The organism is Nocardia vulneris (assembly GCF_001613425.1).
Classification (GTDB): domain Bacteria; phylum Actinomycetota; class Actinomycetes; order Mycobacteriales; family Mycobacteriaceae; genus Nocardia; species Nocardia vulneris.
The window spans coordinates 215211-231140 of sequence record NZ_BDCI01000035.1 but is presented as its reverse complement, the minus strand read 5'-3'; the positions used below and the strand labels follow the sequence as shown (position 1 = coordinate 231140).

The window sequence follows — 15930 nt, the reverse complement described above, 5'->3', positions numbered from 1 at the left end:
TCAAATCGGCGATCGCGGCGCTGCGGCCGGTATCCGAAAGTCACTGGGGGATAGGCGATTCGGGCATATCGGTCGAGGGCTGTGGCGGGTGCGGGTAGGCGGCTGTGGCCGTGCGAAACTCTTCGCGATGCTCACTTACTTCGAAGCGACGGTCATCGGTGTGGTGCAGGGCGTCACCGAGCTGTTCCCGATCTCCAGCCTGGGGCATTCGGTGTTGCTCGCGGCGTGGCTCGGCGGGGACTGGCAGCGACTGGTCGATCAGGGCGAATCGGGCACAGGCACACCGTATTTGGCCTTCGTGGTGGCATTGCACGTGGGGACCGCGGTGGCACTGCTCGGCTACTACTGGCGGGACTGGCGGGCCATCGCCGTCGGCATGGTCGGCCTGTTGCGCACCGGCCGGGCCGAGACGGTCGCCCAGCGGTTGGCGTTGTTGATCGTGATCGCGACCTTGCCCATCGCGGCCCTCGGGCCGTTTCTGCAACATCCGCTGCACGTGCTGTTCGCGGCGCCGATCTGTGCCGCGATCTTCTTGGTGCTCAACGGCATCGTGTTGATCGTCGGCGAGGGTCTGCGCCGCCGCAACGAGCCGACGCTCGCACAGTACGGGCGAAGCTTCGCGCTGCACGGCCGGGCGGGTGTGCGCACTGCGGAAGCCCGTAAGCGCCAATCGGATCGGCGGCTGGCGGCGCTGGAGCCGGAGGACGCGCTCGCCATCGGATTCGCTCAGGTCGGTGCTCTGCTGACCGGATTCAGCAGAGCGGGACTGACCATGGTCGGTGGACTGTGGCGTGGACTGCAGCACGAGCAGGCGGCGAAATTCGCTTTCCTGCTGGCCACTCCGGCGATCCTGGGTGCGGGCCTGATGGAGATCCCGGAGCTGGCCGGGCCGGACACCGCCGGTATCCGCGGGCCCGTGCTGGTCGGTGCGGTCGTCTCCGGAATGTCGTCGTGGTTGGCGGTGCGCTTCCTGGAGCGCTACTTCCAGACCCGCACCCTGCTCCCGTTCGCGGTCTACTGCCTGGTCGTGGGAACCGTATCGATCGTCCGATTCCTCTGATGCCGTGCGTCATTCGAGCAATGCAGTGATCCGCGACAGCCGAAGCTGTTGTCGCGCTATGGCAGCGCGGTCAGCTGGACGGTGGATCCCGGCTCGACGTTCGCGCTGATCCCCGGCACCTGGCCGATCACCACCGAGCCGTCGGTGGGCGTGAGCTGTTTGACCTCGACCTGCAGGCCGAGGCTTTCCAGCTTCGACCTGGCATTGCCGACACTCGACCCGATCAGGTTGGGCATCTTGAGCGCATTGGAGACGAAAAGCGTGACACCGCTGCCGGATTGGACGGTGGTCCCGGCGACCGGATCGGTGCCGATCACCTTGTCCGCCTCGACGGACTTGTCGAATTTGGTCTGCCGGTCGCGGACCTTGATACCCGCGTCGGTGAGCAGTTTCACCGCTTCGTCGGCTGTCTTGCCGCGCACGTCGGGCACCTTGATCGGCTTCGCGCCGTTGCTGCGGTACACCTTGACCTGCGCGCCGGTCGGCAGCACGGTGCCGGGGCCGGGCTCGACCCGGGCGAGGGTGCCCTTGGGCGCGGGGTTGCCTTCTTCGCCGGAGTCCACCGGCTGCAGGCCCGCGTCGCGGATCAGCTGATTGACCTTCGAGATGTCGTCACCGGGATTGAGGTCCGGCACCTTCGGTTTGCCGCTGGAAACCAGCACCGCGACCGTCGACCCCTTGGTGATCCGCGACCCGGCGGACGGGTCGCTGCCGACCACGCCGCCGACCGGGATGGTGTCGGAGGCCTTCTGCCGCAGCTCCGTCTCGAATCCGGCGTCCCGCAAGGTCGCGACCGCTCGATCGGTGTCGAGTCCGGCGATCGCGGGCACCGGCGAGAACCGCCCGAACCCGAGCCACCAGCCACCGACGCCGACCACCAGCGTGAGAATCGCCACGACGGCGATCCAGATCCACGCCGTGCGCCGCGACCTGCTGGGATCCGGCGCGTAGGACTGGTACGGGGCCGACGCGTGCTGCTGGCGTACCGGCTGCTCGTCGTAGTCGTCGGGTCCGTAGTCCGCGCGCGGGCGCGGCGCGGTGACCACCCGCGTGTGCTGCACCGTCGGCGGCGTATACGGCGGCGCGGGAGTCGCCGCGGGCTGGTGTGCGGCCGGGGTGGCCACCTTGTAACTGGCACTCAGGTGTTCGGCCGACTCTTGCGGCGCGGGCACCCGGTAGGGCGGCAGGTTCAGCTTCGCGCCGATCTGCCGCAGCGCCGCCGCCATCTCGTTCGCGTCGGCGAACCGGTGCGCCGGCTCGCGCGCGGTGGCCTTCGCGACCAGCTCGTCGAACTCCGGCGGCACGCCGGAGATGAACCGGCTCGGGCTCGGCACATCGTTCTCGATCCGCTGATAGGCGATCGAGATCGAGGTATCGCCGGTGAACGGGACACGCCCGGTCAGCAGCTCGAAGATCAGCACGCCGAAGGAGTAGACGTCGCTGCGCGCGTCGGCCGTGCCGCTGGTCACCTGTTCGGGGGAGAGGTACGCGGCCGTGCCGAGAATCACGCTGGCCGAGGTGGTGTTGGCCGCCGCCACCGCGCGGACGAGGCCGAAATCGGCGATCTTGACCTCGCCGGCGTCGGAGATCAGCACGTTCTCCGGCTTCACGTCGCGGTGCACCAGCCCCGCGCTGTGCGCCACGCCGATCGCCGCGAGCACCGGCTCGGCCACCGCGCGCACCGCGTGCGGCGGCATCGGGCCGCGCTCGCGCAGCAGCTCGCGCAGCGTGCCGCCCTCCACCAGCTCCATGATCAGGAACGGGTATTCGCCGTCCACGCCCTGGTCGTAGACCGCGACCAGGGACGGGTGCTTGAGCTTGGCGACCGCGCGGGCCTCGAACTCGAATCGGGTGAGGAACTGCGGGTCACCGGCGAACTTCGGGTCCATCACCTTGATGGCGACGGGGCGATCCAGCCGGGTATCGACCCCCCGGAAGACCATCGACATGCCACCGCGGGCGATCGGCGCATCGATGCGATAGCGCCCTTCCAGCATTTGGCCGATCAATTGATGTCCTCCGGCTTTCACAAAGTTCTCACCCCTCGCGGTTGCGCCCACAAGCGATCGACCGCCCCGTGCGGCCCTCACGATGGTATCGGCGAAACGCGCCCGGGTGTCTCACGACGTGCGGTGGGGGACGGTCTACCGTTACTCGGGTGAGTGCATTTCCCTGCAGCGATGATGTTCTTCCGGAGTCCGTGGCGCTGGTGCCGCTGCCCGAGGTGGCCGACCGGCTCGGGCTCGTGGTGACCCGCGTCCATCAGATGCTGCGCGACCACCAACTGCTCGCCATCCGCCGGGACGGCGTGGCAGGTGTCCCCGAGCGGTTCTTCGACAAGGAGGGCGCGGTGGTCAAGCCGCTGCCGGGCCTGATCACCGTGATGAAGGACGCCAAATACACCGACGAGGAGATCCTGCAGTGGATCTTCACCGACGACGACAGCCTGCCTGGTAAGCCGATCGACGCCCTGCACGGCCCGCTCGCCCGCGAGGTGGTCCGCAGAGCGGCCGCCGATCCGTTCTGACCGGCCGCGCAGCATGCGCACAGCCCGGCCGGGCGTCAGCGTCCGGCCAGGGCAGCGGCGAACTGTGTCGCGGCGACGCGCAGGCGGTGCGGGCGGGGGACGACCGCGCGCTGGGCGAACACGGCGTAGCCCGAGTCCTCGATGCGGTCGAGGATGCCCGCGTACAGCAGCGAGGCGGTGCGGATCGCGGGCCGCACGCGCGGTTCCAGTAGGTCGATGCCCGCGTCCGCGCGCCGGTAGATGTCCCGGTTGACCGCGATCAGGTGGGCGAGCCCGCGGCGCACCCTGGCATCGGTGTGCCCGGTGCGGTGGCAGTGGATGAGCCGATCGTGGTCTACGCCGAAGGGGGCGAGTTCGTCGGCGGGCAGATACATCCGGCCGCGATCGAGATCCTCGGCGACATCGCGCAGGAAGTTGGTGAGCTGGAACGCCTCGCCGAGGGCCGCGGCCGCGGGCTCGGCCTCGGCGCGCGGGACGACGGTGCCGAGCACCGGCAGCACCTGTAGTCCGATGGCGGCGGCCGAGCCGCGCATGTATTCGCGCAGTTCGGTCATCGTGGTGTAGCGGTCGCGGAACTGCGCGGTGCCGGGCACGTCCATCCGCATGGCGTCGAGGAACGTCCAGAAGTGCACTGCCGCAATGTCGTAGCGATCGATGGTGTCGGCCAGCGCGAGCAGCGCCAGACGGTGCGCTTCGAACGTCTTGTGTGACAGGGCCTCCGGTGCGGCGAGGGTGCCGTCCAGCAGCGCGCGCAGCTGATGCTCGATCAGGTCGAGCTGCGCGGCCGGTGCGAGCGCACTCCGCTCGCATCCGGTGTCGTCCGGGAATCGCTGCACCGCACCGGTTTCCGGGTGGTCGACGATATCGTCCACCACCCTGGCGAAGGCGTAGAGCGCGTGGATCGCCGGCCGGCGTTCGGCCGAGAGCAGCCGGGTCGCCAGGAAATAGGTGCGCCCGTACCGCGCCGCGATCTGCCGGCACGCGCGATACGCGAGAGCGAGTTCGGCGGCGGTGTCGCGCCGGGCGCGCTCGAGTGCGGGCGGCGCGAGACCGGTCATGTCCGGGCGGGTGTGGCCGGTTCGGTGCTCGGTGTCGCGGCCCGCAGCCGCAGCGGGTCGACCTTGCGCAGCGACATGGCCGCCACCACGGCGGCGAACGTCGCGGCCGCGACGTGCCCGAACGAGTAGAGCCCGATCGAGCCGTCGGGTTGGAACACCAGCATCAGCCAGGTACACAAGCCGACGAGCACCATCAAGGTCGTGGTGGACAGCGCGAACCCGGCGGCCAGCGCGAGCGGCCACGAGTAGTACCAGGGCAGTGCGGCGGGGGAGAGGATGACGATCGCGACGAAGGCGATCAGGATGCCGAACACCGCCTCGCGCTCGCTGTGCCGGAACCGCCACCAGGTCCAGGCGAGCAGCGCGACGAGCGCGAGCATGCACAGCAGCCGGGTCACGTTGAGCACCTTGCCGCTGTCCAGCGTGGTCACCCAGCCCACCATGTGCATCATGATGGTCGGCAGCGAGAGCCAGTTGATGATCTTCTTCGAGCCCGACAGCGCGGTCAGCCAGCCGATGCCGACGCCCGCGATGGCCGAGGCCGCGACGAACACCGCCGCGAACACGCTCAGGCCGAGTCCAGCGATCTTGGCGAACATCAGCGCCGGGTGCGGCATGTCCTCGGTCGGTTCCGCGGCATCGTGCGGCCGTTCGCTCTCCGGTAACTGGTCCGGGTCGCGGCGGGTGCGCTGGGCGGCGCGCTTCTCGCGTTCGTGCAGCATCCAGATCCACACCAGGAACGGCAGCGCGACACCGGCGGTCGCCTTGATCGCCACGCCGATCGCCAGCACCACGATGCCCGCGACGTGGTGGCGCTCCAGTACCAGCGCGATGGCCGCGCACATCAGGCCGACCATCAGCATCTCGTTGTGCACGCCGCCGAAGAGGTGGATCAGCACCAGCGGGTTGAGCACCGCGAGCCACAGCGCGACCGTCGGCTTGCCGCCGAGGTGCTTGGTCAGATACGGCACCGCCCACATCATCAGCGCGAGACCGGGCAGCATCACCAGCCGCATCGCGATGGTGCCCGCGACGACGTTCTCCCCGGTGATGCTGGTGATACCGCGACCGAGCAGCAGGAATATCGGCCCGTAGGGCGCGGTGGTGTTCTTCCAGACGGGACTCACGTTGTCGAGCAGCACGCCGGGGTTCTTCACCGGGCCGTCGACATACGGGTCGAAACCGTCACGCAGCAGTGCGCCCTGCGCCAGGTAGGAGTAGACGTCCTGGCTGAACATCGGCACCGCGAAAAGCAGTGGGGTGATCCAGATTCCGACGATGGCCCGCAACTCGTTCAACGTCACGGGTACATCAGGTCTGTCGCCCTTGCCGATCGTGGCGCGGCCCAGCCGGACCCACGCGGTGATCATCAGCAGCACGCCGATCCAGATCACGATCGTGCAGAGCGCGTACCCGTGGCCGTAACGTAGCCAGGACAGGTGTAGCGCCTCGAGCAGCGGGTCGCGCTTGCGGGTGCTGCCCGCGCCGAACCCGCCGAGGGTGATCATGATCGCGCCGTAGAACCCGAGCAGCGCCGCGTGTCCCTCGGGGGTGCGCAGGAAGACGGCACTGGTACGCATCCAGGACCGCACACCCGACGGGTCGGTGGCGGCCGATTCGCGCTGCGCTGCGGTTTTCGGTGCGTGGCCGTCGATATCTGTCACTGTGGCCTTTGCGGCGCGCGTTTCGGGGGATGCCATCTGGTGTCGGTCCCCCCGAATGGTCAGCGGTCGCAACCGCGAGTGAATAGGTCGGCGCCTAGTTTACGGCGTCGCATCGAACCCTATCCCGCTGGTCCTCGGGGTTTCATCTCGAGCTGGGCCTTATTCACCGGTTATCCGGGTTGCCGCCAGTTTTCCGGACAGCAGTGTCGTCGGCACGCCGACCCCCGGCGTGGTGCCGCAACCTGCGATAACCACGTTGTCGCTGCCCTGCGGAAGATTGCGCGGGCGAAATGGCCCGGTCTGCCGGAACAGGTGTGCCGCGGAGAAGGGAGTTCCGGCGAGCATCCCTTGCTCGTGCCAGGTGCGCGGGGTGTCCACATGGTCGACCGTGAAGTGCTCGGCAATGCCGTGGTAACCGCGCGCTTCCAGTACCCCGAGCAACTCGCGCAGATACGCGGGCCCGATGCGGCGCCAATCCAGCGCGGCCGAGTCCAGATTCGGGCACGGGGCGAGCACGGACAGCGGTTCGTACTCGCCGTCGGCGCGGGTGATGTGCAGTCCGGGGTCGGTGAGCGCGGGCCGGGTCAGCAGCAGCGACGGATCGCTCATCAGCCGCCCGCGGCCGCGCCGTCCGGTGATCTCGGCGAAGGTCTGCCGCCACGCCTGCCCGAACTCGATGATGTGGTGGGCCTGCACCGGCCAGGTCCGCGCGAGCGCCGCGGGCACCGTCCCGTGTGCGACCACGGCCGACGGCGCGGCGCGCAGGCCGCGGCGGCGGCGCACGCCGAACCGGTCGATGCTGCCGAGATCGGCGGTGAGCACGAGGGCGTCGCAGTCGAAGCCGCGGCCGTCCGCGGTGCGGACCCGGGTGGCGCGCCGCCGCGTGTAGTCCACGCCGGTGACCTCGGTGCCGAGTTCGAGCGTGCCGCCCGCCGCGGTGAACGCCTCGGCCATGGCCGCCGCGATCGCGCGCATGCCGCCTTCCGGGAAGTAGACGCCGAGCGAGGTGTCCATGTGCGGGATCGCGCCGTATACCGAGAGCGCCGCGGTGGGCGGCAGGCCCGCGTACAGCGCCTGGAAGGTGAACAGCCGGGCCAGTCGTGGATCGCGCAGGAAGCGCCCGACCCGCGGCCCGAGCCTGCCGAACCCGCCGAGCCGCACCAAAGTGGCCAGGGCGCGGCGCTTTTCGGGCAGCCGCACCAGGTCCAGCGGCGAATCGAAGTTGGTGTCCATGAATTCGGCGTACTCGGCGGCGTAGATCCGGGCCAGCCAGTCCCGTAGCCGCCGATACCGGCGGGCTTCGGCGGGGCCGCAGACCGCCGCGACCTCCGCCGCCATCGCGTCGGCGTCGGCGAACACCCGCAGTTCGGTGCGGTCGGCGAAGCGGGCGTGGTAGCTCGGCGCGAGCTGGTGGATGCGCAGCGCGGGCTTGCAGGTCTCGGGTGTGCGGCCGACCGCGGCGAGCGCATCGGCGACCAGCTCGGGCAGCGTCAAAATGGTGGCGCCGGAGTCGATCTCGTAATCCGCCCCCTGGTAGCGCCCGACCCGGCCGCCCGGGTGATCGGCCCGTTCGAGCAGGGTGACCTGCCGTCCCGCGCCGGTCAGATACAGCGCCGCGGAAAGTCCGGACAGTCCCGCCCCGACGACGACCACGCGATCCGTCGGTCCGGCAACGGTTTTCACGTCAGGCATGTAATTCTCCTCGGTGCCGGGCAGCGATCTGTGCCGACCAGGTGTACCCGATCGGCCGGTGCCGCAGCTACTTTCACGCGGTGCGCTTGGTCGCGGCCAAGGCCATGGCGCGCAATTGTTCCTTCGCGGCGGGCGTCGCGGTGCTGGTCTCGATGGCCGCCAGGCCCGCGTCGGTCAGCTCGGTGATCCGGCGCTCCACCTCGTCGGCGGCGCCGAGCTCGGTGAGCACCGTGCGCAGGTGGGCCACCTCATCCGCGTCGAGATCGGTGCCGACGCTGGTGCGCAAGAGTTTCGCGGCCGCCGGGTCGGACTCGTCGGCGCGGCGCAGGGCCTCCGCCAGCAGCACCGTGTGCTTGCCCTCGCGCAGATCGTCGCCGGAGGGTTTGCCGGTGATCGCGGGGTCGCCGAAGACGCCGAGCAGATCGTCGCGCAGCTGGAACGCGATGCCGATATCGGTGCCGAAGGTGCGGTAGGCCGCGACCAGATCGGCGTCGGCGTCGGCGATGGTCGCGCCGAGGTGCAGCGGGCGCTCGACGGTATAGGCGGCGGTCTTGTACCGGTTGATGCGCAGCGCCGCCTCGACCGACTCGTCGCCGCCCGCCTCGCCGTTGATGTCGAGCAGCTGGCCGCCGAGCACCTCGGTGCGCATGCCTGCCCACACCGGGGCGAACCGGGCGATGGCCGTCGGCTCCAGACCGGAGGCGTGCACCATGTCGTCGGCCCAGGCCAGGGCCAGGTCGCCGACCAGGATGGCCACGCTGGCGCCGAAGTGCGCGGAATCACCCGCCCAGCCGCGGTCGCGGTGCCGGGTTTCGAAGTCGACGTGCACCGTCGGGAAGCGGCGGCGGGTGCGCGAGGAATCGATGATGTCGTCGTGGATCAGCGCGCACGCCTGGACCAGTTCCAGGGCCGCGCACGCGGTCAGCACGGCGGCGGCGTCCGGCCCCGCGGCGTCGCCGCCCGCGCCGAGCCAGCCGGTCCACGCGAACGCGGGCCTGGTGCGTTTGCCGCCGCGCAGCACGAACAGTTCCAGCGCGTCCGCGGCCTCGACGAAGATCGGGCCCAGCTCCTCGACCGTCCCGCGACGGTCGGCGAAGAACCTGGTCAACGCGCCTTCCACGGCCGCGACGAAGGCCGGCGTGCCCGGGATCGGCGCGATCAGCTCGGCCGCCGAGGTACGGTGCGGCGTCTGGGTACCGGTTCCGGCGGACAGCGTGGCCTCCAAGGTCGGGTTGCCGGGCGCTCGCTCACACCCTCTTCGCAGCGAGAATACGCGGCGGTCGGCGGCCGACCCGTCGGGGCTACCGCAGGTCACCTCTACACTGGATCAGTGACTTTCGACAATGCGCGGGGCAGCTCGACCCCTGGCGGTCCGCCCCGGACGCAGCCGAACGTCTCTGCGACACCCTCGGTGGTACAGAGTTTGCGGACGCACTCCGGTACCGCTGTGCCGTTCTCCGTCGAGTTCAATCCGCCCCGTGATGCGCCCGCCGAGGCGCGGCTGTGGCGCGCGGTGCGCCAGTTCGAGCGGATGCATCCGGCGTTCGTGTCGATGACCTACGGCGCGGGCGGGTCCACCCGCGACCGCACCGTACGGGTCACCGGTGCGCTGGCGCAGGAGACCACGCTGCTGCCGGTGGCGCACCTGACCGCCGTCGAGCACAGCGTGGCCGAGTTGCGTTCGCTGGTCGGTTCCTACGCCGATTCCGGGATCCGCAACATCCTGGTGCTGCGCGGCGATCCGCCGGGCGATCCGCTCGGCGCCTGGCAGCGCCATCCCGATGGTGTCGAGTACGCCGAGGAATTGGTGCGCATCGTGCGCGACCTCGGCGACTTCCACGTCGGCGTCGCCTCGTTCCCGCAGGGCCATCACCGCTCGCCCGACCTCGACTCCGACACCGCCTTTCTGGCCGCGAAACTGCGTGCGGGCGCGGAGTATTCGATCACGCAGATGTTCTTCGACGTCGAGCACTACCTGCGGCTGCGCGATCGCGTGCAGAAGTTCGACCCGATCGAGGGCGCCAAGCCGATCATCCCCGAGCTGATGCCGATCACCTCGCTGCGCACGGTCGCCAGGGCCGAGGAACTCTGCGGTCGCACGCTGCCGCCCGCGGTGCTGGCGCGCTTGCACAAGGCCGCGGGCGATGCCCCCGACGGCAACCCGGCCGCGGTCCGCGAGGCCGGCATCGAGATCGCCACCGAGATGGCCCAGCGGCTCATCGACGAGGGCGCGCCCTGCCTGCACTTCATCACCTTGAATTTCGCCAAGGCGACCACCGAGGTGCTCACCAACCTCGGCTACGGCGTCACCGCCGCGCCGATCAGCGCCTGACCCGCCGCGCGCCGGTGGGTGCGCGGCGGGAGTGCGGTCACCAGCCGGTGGTGCCGCTCAGCGGGACGTTCACATAGCTCGGTTCCGCCGGATCCAGTTGCAGGTGTTGCGGTTTGAGGCCGGTGCCGTCGAGCATCGGCCGGATCGGCAGCCCCTTCGGGTAGTTGCCCGCGAAGATGTCGAGCCGGAGCCGGTGTCCCGGTTGGAGGATCGCGTCGGTGGGCGCGAGTCCGAGGTCGAGTTGCGTAGCCTGGCCGGGCACGACGTCCTGCCGGGCGGCCAGCGACATGACCGGGAACGGATCGGTGTAGGCGCCGTCGGCGGACCGGCGGCTCCTGGCGTCGTCGACGGCGCGCATCGACGCCATCAGCTGGCCGGTGCTGAGGGTCACCGAACGTCCGTCCGGCGCAACGTCGTTCAGCGTCGCGGTCCAGTAGCCGTCGGTGGCGTCGTGCACGGTGTTCAGATGCACCGCGATCGGGCCGGACAGCGTCGTCGGCGCGGTCACCGGGGGACTGGTGAAGGTCAGCCCGGAAATCTCCTGGATCCGGGCGTCCTTGCCGCAGCCGGTGAAGACGAGAATGCCCGCGGTGCCCTGGGTTCCGTCGGCCGAGCACAAGCTCGCCAGGCCGGGCGCGACGGTCAGGCGGGCGGTGTCCGCGGTCGCCGCGGTCACGAGCGAGCCGTCGTGCGCGCTGAGCGCCGAGGTGCCGCTCGGCGCCGCGGACAGATACATCCGCCGGTGCTCGGCTTCCGGGCGCGGGAACTGCTCGGCCGTGGTCCAGCCGCCGCCCTGCTGCCACATCGTCACCGGGCCCCACCGATCGATCCCGTTGTCGATGCCCTTGAGCCACTTGTCGAACCAGGCGCGCTGCAGCACGTCGATGCGGGGCGGCTCGCCCGGCTTGCCGCGCATGTCGAAGCCGGTGCTCACGTGATAGCCGTTGCCCATCACCAACTGCTTCTGCCCGGGCGGCAACGGAATGTCTTGGTAGATGCGGGGTTCGCCGTTGACGAAGTTGTCGTGCCAGCCGCCGATCACCATGGTCGGCACCTGGATCCGCTCGGGATGGCCGAGCCAGGCCTGCCGGATCGGACTGTCCGGGTCGAGCACGTTGCTCAGTTGCGGCGGAATGCTGTCGAAGGAATCGGCGGTCAGCGTCTGCAGCCCGACGTCGAGGAAGGACAGGGGGTCGGCGAGGCGATCGGCCAGCCATTGCGTGTCGAATCTGCCCTGTAGCAACGACATCAGGTCCGGCATGAGTTTGGCCGCGTTCACGACCAGCAGGTAGGGCAGCAGGATGCCGATGGCCGCGCCACCCGGCGCGATCATGTCGCGGACCAGATCGTTGCCCGGCACCACCGGGACGATGGCTTTCAGTGCGGGCGGCTGCTTTTCGGCTGCCTGCACCTGGTTGATGCCCGAGTAGGACACGCCGTTCATCCCGATATTGCCGTCCGACCACGGTTGGGCCGCGGCCCAGGCGATGACCTCCGGGGTGTCCGACTGGTCTTTCGGGCCCCAGGGTTCCCAGTTGCCTTGCGAGAAGCCGGTACCGCGCACGTCCACCACGATCTGGGTGTAGCCGCTGCGAATCAGGTTGGGGTCCACCGAGAACACCCGGCCGAACCCGCCGCCCGCGACCCGGGTCGCGTCGGTGAGGCCCTCCAGCGGCGTCCCCGGCAATTCGAAGTCGCGCAGCAATCCGACCACCGCGTCGGACAGAACCGGCACCGACAGCGCGGTCTGCAGGACCATCGACCCGAGTTTCGTGTACGGCGTCATGTTCACGATGGTCGGGAACGGCGTATCGATCGGGCCGTGCGCGTCGGCGGGCCGGTACACGTTCGCCTTCAGGACGGTCCCGTCGCTCATCGTGATGGGCACGTCCCAGTCGATATGGATGGACGGAAACCGTTGTGGCCCATCGTGCAGCGCCGTCCACGCCGCGGCCCCTTCCGGCCTCGCGGCACCGGGCGCGGCCACGACCACCTGCGAAACCGTCAGCAGCGCAACCGCTCCGACGAACCATCGGGCCCAGCGGCGGCCAAGAGCAATCCTCATCGATACCCTCCTCCATCAACCGGCAGAAATATACATGCACGCTTGTATGTTTCAAGAGGGTTTCCGCTTGCGCTCCCATTTACCGTCGGGCGCACCGATTCGGTGCACGGTTCTTGTGCAGCGCGACGGAACTGCGGGCACGGCGGCACCTACTCGGTAGCGCCGCCGTGCCCGCGATGCGCGTCGGTTCAGGCGGCGCGGGCGGTGCGCAGGCCCCAGGCGTCGGCGAGGAGGCGGTGCGACTCCAGCCGGTCCGCGTGGTGATGGGTGACGCTGGTGACGAGCAGTTCGTCGGCGCCGGTGTGCTGCTGCAGTGCCGCCAGGCGGCCCGTGACGGTGCTCGGCGAGCCGACGAACTGGGTGGCCAGGCGATCGTCCACCAGCCGGTGCTGTTCCGGGGTCAGCGGCGCCGTGGTGTCCGGATCCAGGTAGTCGGCCGCGCCCGCGCCGCTGCGGATGCTGTGCACCCAGTGGCCGTAGGTGGCGGCATGGTGCTGGGCGGTGGCGTCGTCCGCGGCCACCACGACGTCGGCCGAGACCACCACATACGGCTCGGCCAGCTGCGCGGACGGGCGGAACGCGTCCCGATAGGCCGCGACCGCGTCCAGCGCGGTGCCCGGCGAGACGTGATACGCCGCCGCGAACGGCAGCCCGAGCCGCCCGGCCAGCTCGGCGCTCTCCCCGGCCGAGCTGCCGAAGACCCACACCTGCACCTGTGCGCCCTCGCCCGGAACGGCGTGCAGGGCAACACCTTCGGGGCTGACGAAGCTGCCGTCCAGCAGCGCCCGCACCTCGTCGACCTGCTCGTCGAACGGCGGCGCCTGCGCGCCGCGCTGTTGCAGCGCACCGATCGAGGCGAGGAATTTCGAGCGGTCGGTGATCCGGCCGGGGTCGAACGGAGGCGGCACCACGACACCGTCCTTGATCTCGGTCCGGCCGGTCGCGGTGTCGACGCGGGGATGACCGCCCTTGGGATGCGCGGGCTCCGAACCGTATTGGCTGCGGCGGTGGCCGGAGCGGCCGAGCCCGAGATCGAGCCGACCCGGGTAGAGCGCATCGATCGTGCCGAACGCCTCGACGATCGAGGCCGAGGTGTGGTGGCCGACCTGCACCGCCGCCGAGCCCACTCGAATCCGCGAGGTGACCGCCGCGACCAAGCCGATCAGGGTGATCGAGGAGGAACTGGCCACCGCGACGAAATGATGTTCGGCCAGCCAATACCGGTGGTAGCCCCACTGTTCCGCGCGCTGCGCGAGATCGACGGTGTTGCGCAGCGCCTGCTGCGCGGTGGACCCGGCGCTGATCGGCGCCAGGTCGAGGATCGACAGCGGGACCGTCATGCCGTCCTCCGCTGCGATAGCTCGCCGTGCTGCAACCCCGGGTGCTGTTCGCCCGCCTCGATGGCCACCCGCAGCCGATTCTGCTCGGGCGCCAGCGGGCAGGTCGCGAAATCGGTGAAGGCGCAGGGCAGATTCGCCGCCCGGTTGAAGTCGAGGCGCACCGTGCCGTCCGCGTCCGGCGCGCCGACCGCCAGCGAGCGCGCCGCCGGGTAGGTGGTGACGCCGCTGGTGGCGTCGGTGAACAGCAGTCGCAGATCGGTCGGGTCACCGAACGCGAGCACCCGCTCGGTGGCCTCGCCGAGCGTGAATTCGATGGTGCCGGAAGCCGTGTGGTGGTGTTCGAGCCCGTCCACCACGGCGCCCGTGGTCACCGTCTGCGGCTCGTCGAACGGCGTGAACTTGCCGCTCAGCACCCAGCGCGGGTCCGGCGCGTAGCTCGGGATGCCGGTGAAGCTCAGCAGCGTGGGCGCGGCCGGGTCGTGCACGCGCACCGCGTACCGACCGGTGCGGCGGATCACCTCGAGCACCCGATCCTCGTGCCGCACAATGAGTCCCGTCGCGCCCTCGGCGGGCGTGATGATCTGCACGCCGGCGATCCGCTCGCCGTCGTAGTCCAGCCGGTCGGCCGGTTGCGCGGTGATGAACACCTTGTCGTCGGTGACCCACCAGGTGCCCGGCACGTCCGGCAGCCGCTCGGGCTGATCGGTGAGCCAGTGCAGCGCGGTCAGGCTCAGGAAGCCGAGCGGGTCGCGCAGCTGGTCCTCACGCGCGTGCTGCCAGTGTGCCCACTCGGTTTCGAAAACGGTGCTGATGCTGGTCGTCATGACGCTCGTGCTCCTTCGTGGGCGGTGGTGCGGTGGTGGGGATGACGCAGACCGAGGTGGTCGCGCAGGGTGGTGCCGGTGTATTCGGTGCGGAAACTGCCGCGCTCCTGCAGTTCCGGGACGACCTTGTCGACGAACTCGTCCAGTCCGCCCGGGGTGAGATGCGGGACGAGGATGAAACCGTCGCTGGCGTCGGCCTGCACGTAGGTGTCGATCTGCTCGGCGACCGCGGCGGGCGTGCCGACGAACTGCTGGCGCGCGGTCACCTCGATGATCAGCTCACGGATGCTGAGGTTTTCGGCCGCGGCCCGGGCCCGCCACGCCTCGGCGACCGCGCGCGGATCCTTCGCGTGGCGCACCCGGCCGCGGGTGATGTCCGCGTTGTCGGCCGGGTCCACGTCGGGCAGTGGACCGTCCGGGTCGTAGCCGGAAAGGTCACGGCCCCATACCTGTTCGAGGAAGGCGAGCGCCGTCTGCGGTCCGACCTGTTGCTGCCGGATGTGGCGGGCGCGCTCCTCGGCGTCCTGTGCGGAATCGCCGAGCACGAACGTCGCGGCGGGCAGGATCTTCAGTTCGTCCGGTGTCCGGCCGTATTTCGCGAGACGGTTCTTGACATCGGTATAGAAGCGCTGCCCGGCCTCCAATGTGCCGTGCACGGTGAAGATCGCGTCCGCGGCCGCCGCGCCGAACTCGCGGCCGTCGTCGGAATCGCCCGCCTGCAACAGCACCGGGTGCCCCTGCGGGCTCGGCGGCAGCACGAAGCGGCCCGCGATATCGAATTGCGAACCGCGATGGCGAGTTTCGGGGACTTCCCGGGCGAAGACGCCGGCCGCCCGGTCGACGACGAGCGTGTCCGCGGCCCAGCTGTCCCACAGTTTGCGGGCGACCTCGACCACCTCGGCCGCGCGCTGATAGCGCTTGCTGTGCTCCAGATAGCCGCCGCGACGGAAGTTCTCGCCGGTGAACGCGTCGGAGGAGGTGACGACGTTCCAGGCGGCGCGCCCGCCGGAGAGGTGGTCCAGCGAAGCGAATTGCTTGGCCAGCTCGAAGGGTTCGTTGTAGGTGCTGTTGATCGTGCCCGCGAGGCCGAGCTTGTCGGTCACCCCGGCCAGCGCGTCGAGCACCGTGAAGGTGTCCGGCCTGCCCACCACGTCCAGGTCGTGGATGCGCCCGAGATGTTCGCGCAGGCGCAGCCCCTCGGCCAGGAAGAAGAAGTCGAACAGCCCGCGCTCGGCGGTCTGGGCCAGGTGCACGAACGAGGCGAAGTCGACCTGGCTCTTCGACGCCGGATCGGCCCACACCGTGGTGTTGTTGACGCCGGGGAAGTGCGCCGCCAGGTGGATGGGCTTGCGCGGTTTGCCGGTCACG

12 protein-coding genes are annotated in these 15930 nt (G+C 70.0%); 3 read left to right on the top strand and 9 right to left on the bottom strand.

What is annotated here, in order from left to right:
- The first annotated feature begins 127 nt into the window (after positions 1 to 127).
- A complete protein-coding gene (locus tag NVU01S_RS30835; protein WP_043668168.1) occupies positions 128 to 1060 on the top strand; it encodes an undecaprenyl-diphosphate phosphatase in 933 nt (310 codons plus the stop codon).
- Positions 1061 to 1116: 56 nt separating this feature from the next.
- Here the strand turns inward: NVU01S_RS30835 and pknB are convergent, their stop codons facing one another.
- Complete coding sequence (pknB, locus tag NVU01S_RS30830) at positions 1117 to 3057, bottom strand: Stk1 family PASTA domain-containing Ser/Thr kinase (RefSeq protein ID WP_052280426.1); 1941 nt, start codon at positions 3055 to 3057, stop codon at positions 1117 to 1119.
- Between the two features lie 161 nt (positions 3058 to 3218).
- On the opposite strand from pknB, the gene NVU01S_RS30825 reads away from it, so the two are divergent.
- Positions 3219 to 3587, top strand: a complete 369-nt coding sequence (locus NVU01S_RS30825; protein WP_029893656.1) for an Rv2175c family DNA-binding protein — start codon at positions 3219 to 3221, stop codon at positions 3585 to 3587.
- A gap of 35 nt (positions 3588 to 3622) precedes the next feature.
- Here NVU01S_RS30825 and NVU01S_RS30820 read toward each other — a convergent pair whose 3' ends face one another.
- The 4 genes from NVU01S_RS30820 to NVU01S_RS30805 form a co-directional block, all read right to left on the bottom strand.
- Complete coding sequence (locus tag NVU01S_RS30820; protein WP_043668032.1) at positions 3623 to 4645, bottom strand: phytoene/squalene synthase family protein; 1023 nt, start codon at positions 4643 to 4645, stop codon at positions 3623 to 3625.
- Positions 4642 to 6345, bottom strand: a complete 1704-nt coding sequence (locus NVU01S_RS30815) for an alpha-(1->6)-mannopyranosyltransferase A (RefSeq protein WP_373864225.1) — start codon at positions 6343 to 6345, stop codon at positions 4642 to 4644. Before NVU01S_RS30815 ends, NVU01S_RS30820 begins: the two co-directional genes overlap by 4 nt.
- Positions 6346 to 6468: 123 nt before the next feature.
- Complete coding sequence (crtI, locus tag NVU01S_RS30810) at positions 6469 to 8001, bottom strand: phytoene desaturase family protein (RefSeq protein ID WP_043668029.1); 1533 nt, start codon at positions 7999 to 8001, stop codon at positions 6469 to 6471.
- A 73-nt stretch (positions 8002 to 8074) separates the two neighbouring features.
- On the bottom strand, positions 8075 to 9226 hold the full coding sequence (locus NVU01S_RS30805) for a polyprenyl synthetase family protein (RefSeq protein ID WP_043668026.1): 1152 nt from the start codon (positions 9224 to 9226) through the stop codon (positions 8075 to 8077).
- Positions 9227 to 9331: 105 nt separating this feature from the next.
- On the opposite strand from NVU01S_RS30805, the gene NVU01S_RS30800 reads away from it, so the two are divergent.
- Positions 9332 to 10333, top strand: a complete 1002-nt coding sequence (locus NVU01S_RS30800) for a methylenetetrahydrofolate reductase (protein WP_082031969.1) — start codon at positions 9332 to 9334, stop codon at positions 10331 to 10333.
- 37 nt (positions 10334 to 10370) lie between these two features.
- Here NVU01S_RS30800 and NVU01S_RS30795 read toward each other — a convergent pair whose 3' ends face one another.
- From NVU01S_RS30795 to NVU01S_RS30780, 4 genes are all read right to left on the bottom strand, one after another.
- Complete coding sequence (locus tag NVU01S_RS30795) at positions 10371 to 12398, bottom strand: CocE/NonD family hydrolase (protein ID WP_043668024.1); 2028 nt, start codon at positions 12396 to 12398, stop codon at positions 10371 to 10373.
- Positions 12399 to 12586: 188 nt separating this feature from the next.
- Positions 12587 to 13738: an LLM class flavin-dependent oxidoreductase gene (locus tag NVU01S_RS30790; RefSeq protein WP_043668021.1), complete on the bottom strand. Its 1152-nt coding sequence runs from the start codon at positions 13736 to 13738 to the stop codon at positions 12587 to 12589.
- Complete coding sequence (locus tag NVU01S_RS30785; protein WP_043668018.1) at positions 13735 to 14562, bottom strand: DUF1684 domain-containing protein; 828 nt, start codon at positions 14560 to 14562, stop codon at positions 13735 to 13737. Before NVU01S_RS30785 ends, NVU01S_RS30790 begins: the two co-directional genes overlap by 4 nt.
- Complete coding sequence (locus NVU01S_RS30780) at positions 14559 to 15929, bottom strand: NtaA/DmoA family FMN-dependent monooxygenase (protein WP_043668015.1); 1371 nt, start codon at positions 15927 to 15929, stop codon at positions 14559 to 14561. The genes NVU01S_RS30785 and NVU01S_RS30780 overlap by 4 nt, the downstream gene beginning before the upstream one ends.
- Position 15930 lies beyond the last annotated feature (1 nt).

Coding starts and splice junctions, on each gene's coding strand:
- crtI (WP_043668029.1), bottom strand. CDS start 8,001: ATGCCTGACGTGAAAACCGTTGCCGGACCGACGGATCGCGTGGTCGTC.
- NVU01S_RS30785 (WP_043668018.1), bottom strand. CDS start 14,562: ATGACGACCAGCATCAGCACCGTTTTCGAAACCGAGTGGGCACACTGG.
- NVU01S_RS30795 (WP_043668024.1), bottom strand. CDS start 12,398: ATGAGGATTGCTCTTGGCCGCCGCTGGGCCCGATGGTTCGTCGGAGCG.
- NVU01S_RS30815 (WP_373864225.1), bottom strand. CDS start 6,345: ATGGCATCCCCCGAAACGCGCGCCGCAAAGGCCACAGTGACAGATATC.
- pknB (WP_052280426.1), bottom strand. CDS start 3,057: ATGCTGGAAGGGCGCTATCGCATCGATGCGCCGATCGCCCGCGGTGGC.
- NVU01S_RS30820 (WP_043668032.1), bottom strand. CDS start 4,645: ATGACCGGTCTCGCGCCGCCCGCACTCGAGCGCGCCCGGCGCGACACC.
- NVU01S_RS30790 (WP_043668021.1), bottom strand. CDS start 13,738: ATGACGGTCCCGCTGTCGATCCTCGACCTGGCGCCGATCAGCGCCGGG.
- NVU01S_RS30835 (WP_043668168.1), top strand. CDS start 128: ATGCTCACTTACTTCGAAGCGACGGTCATCGGTGTGGTGCAGGGCGTC.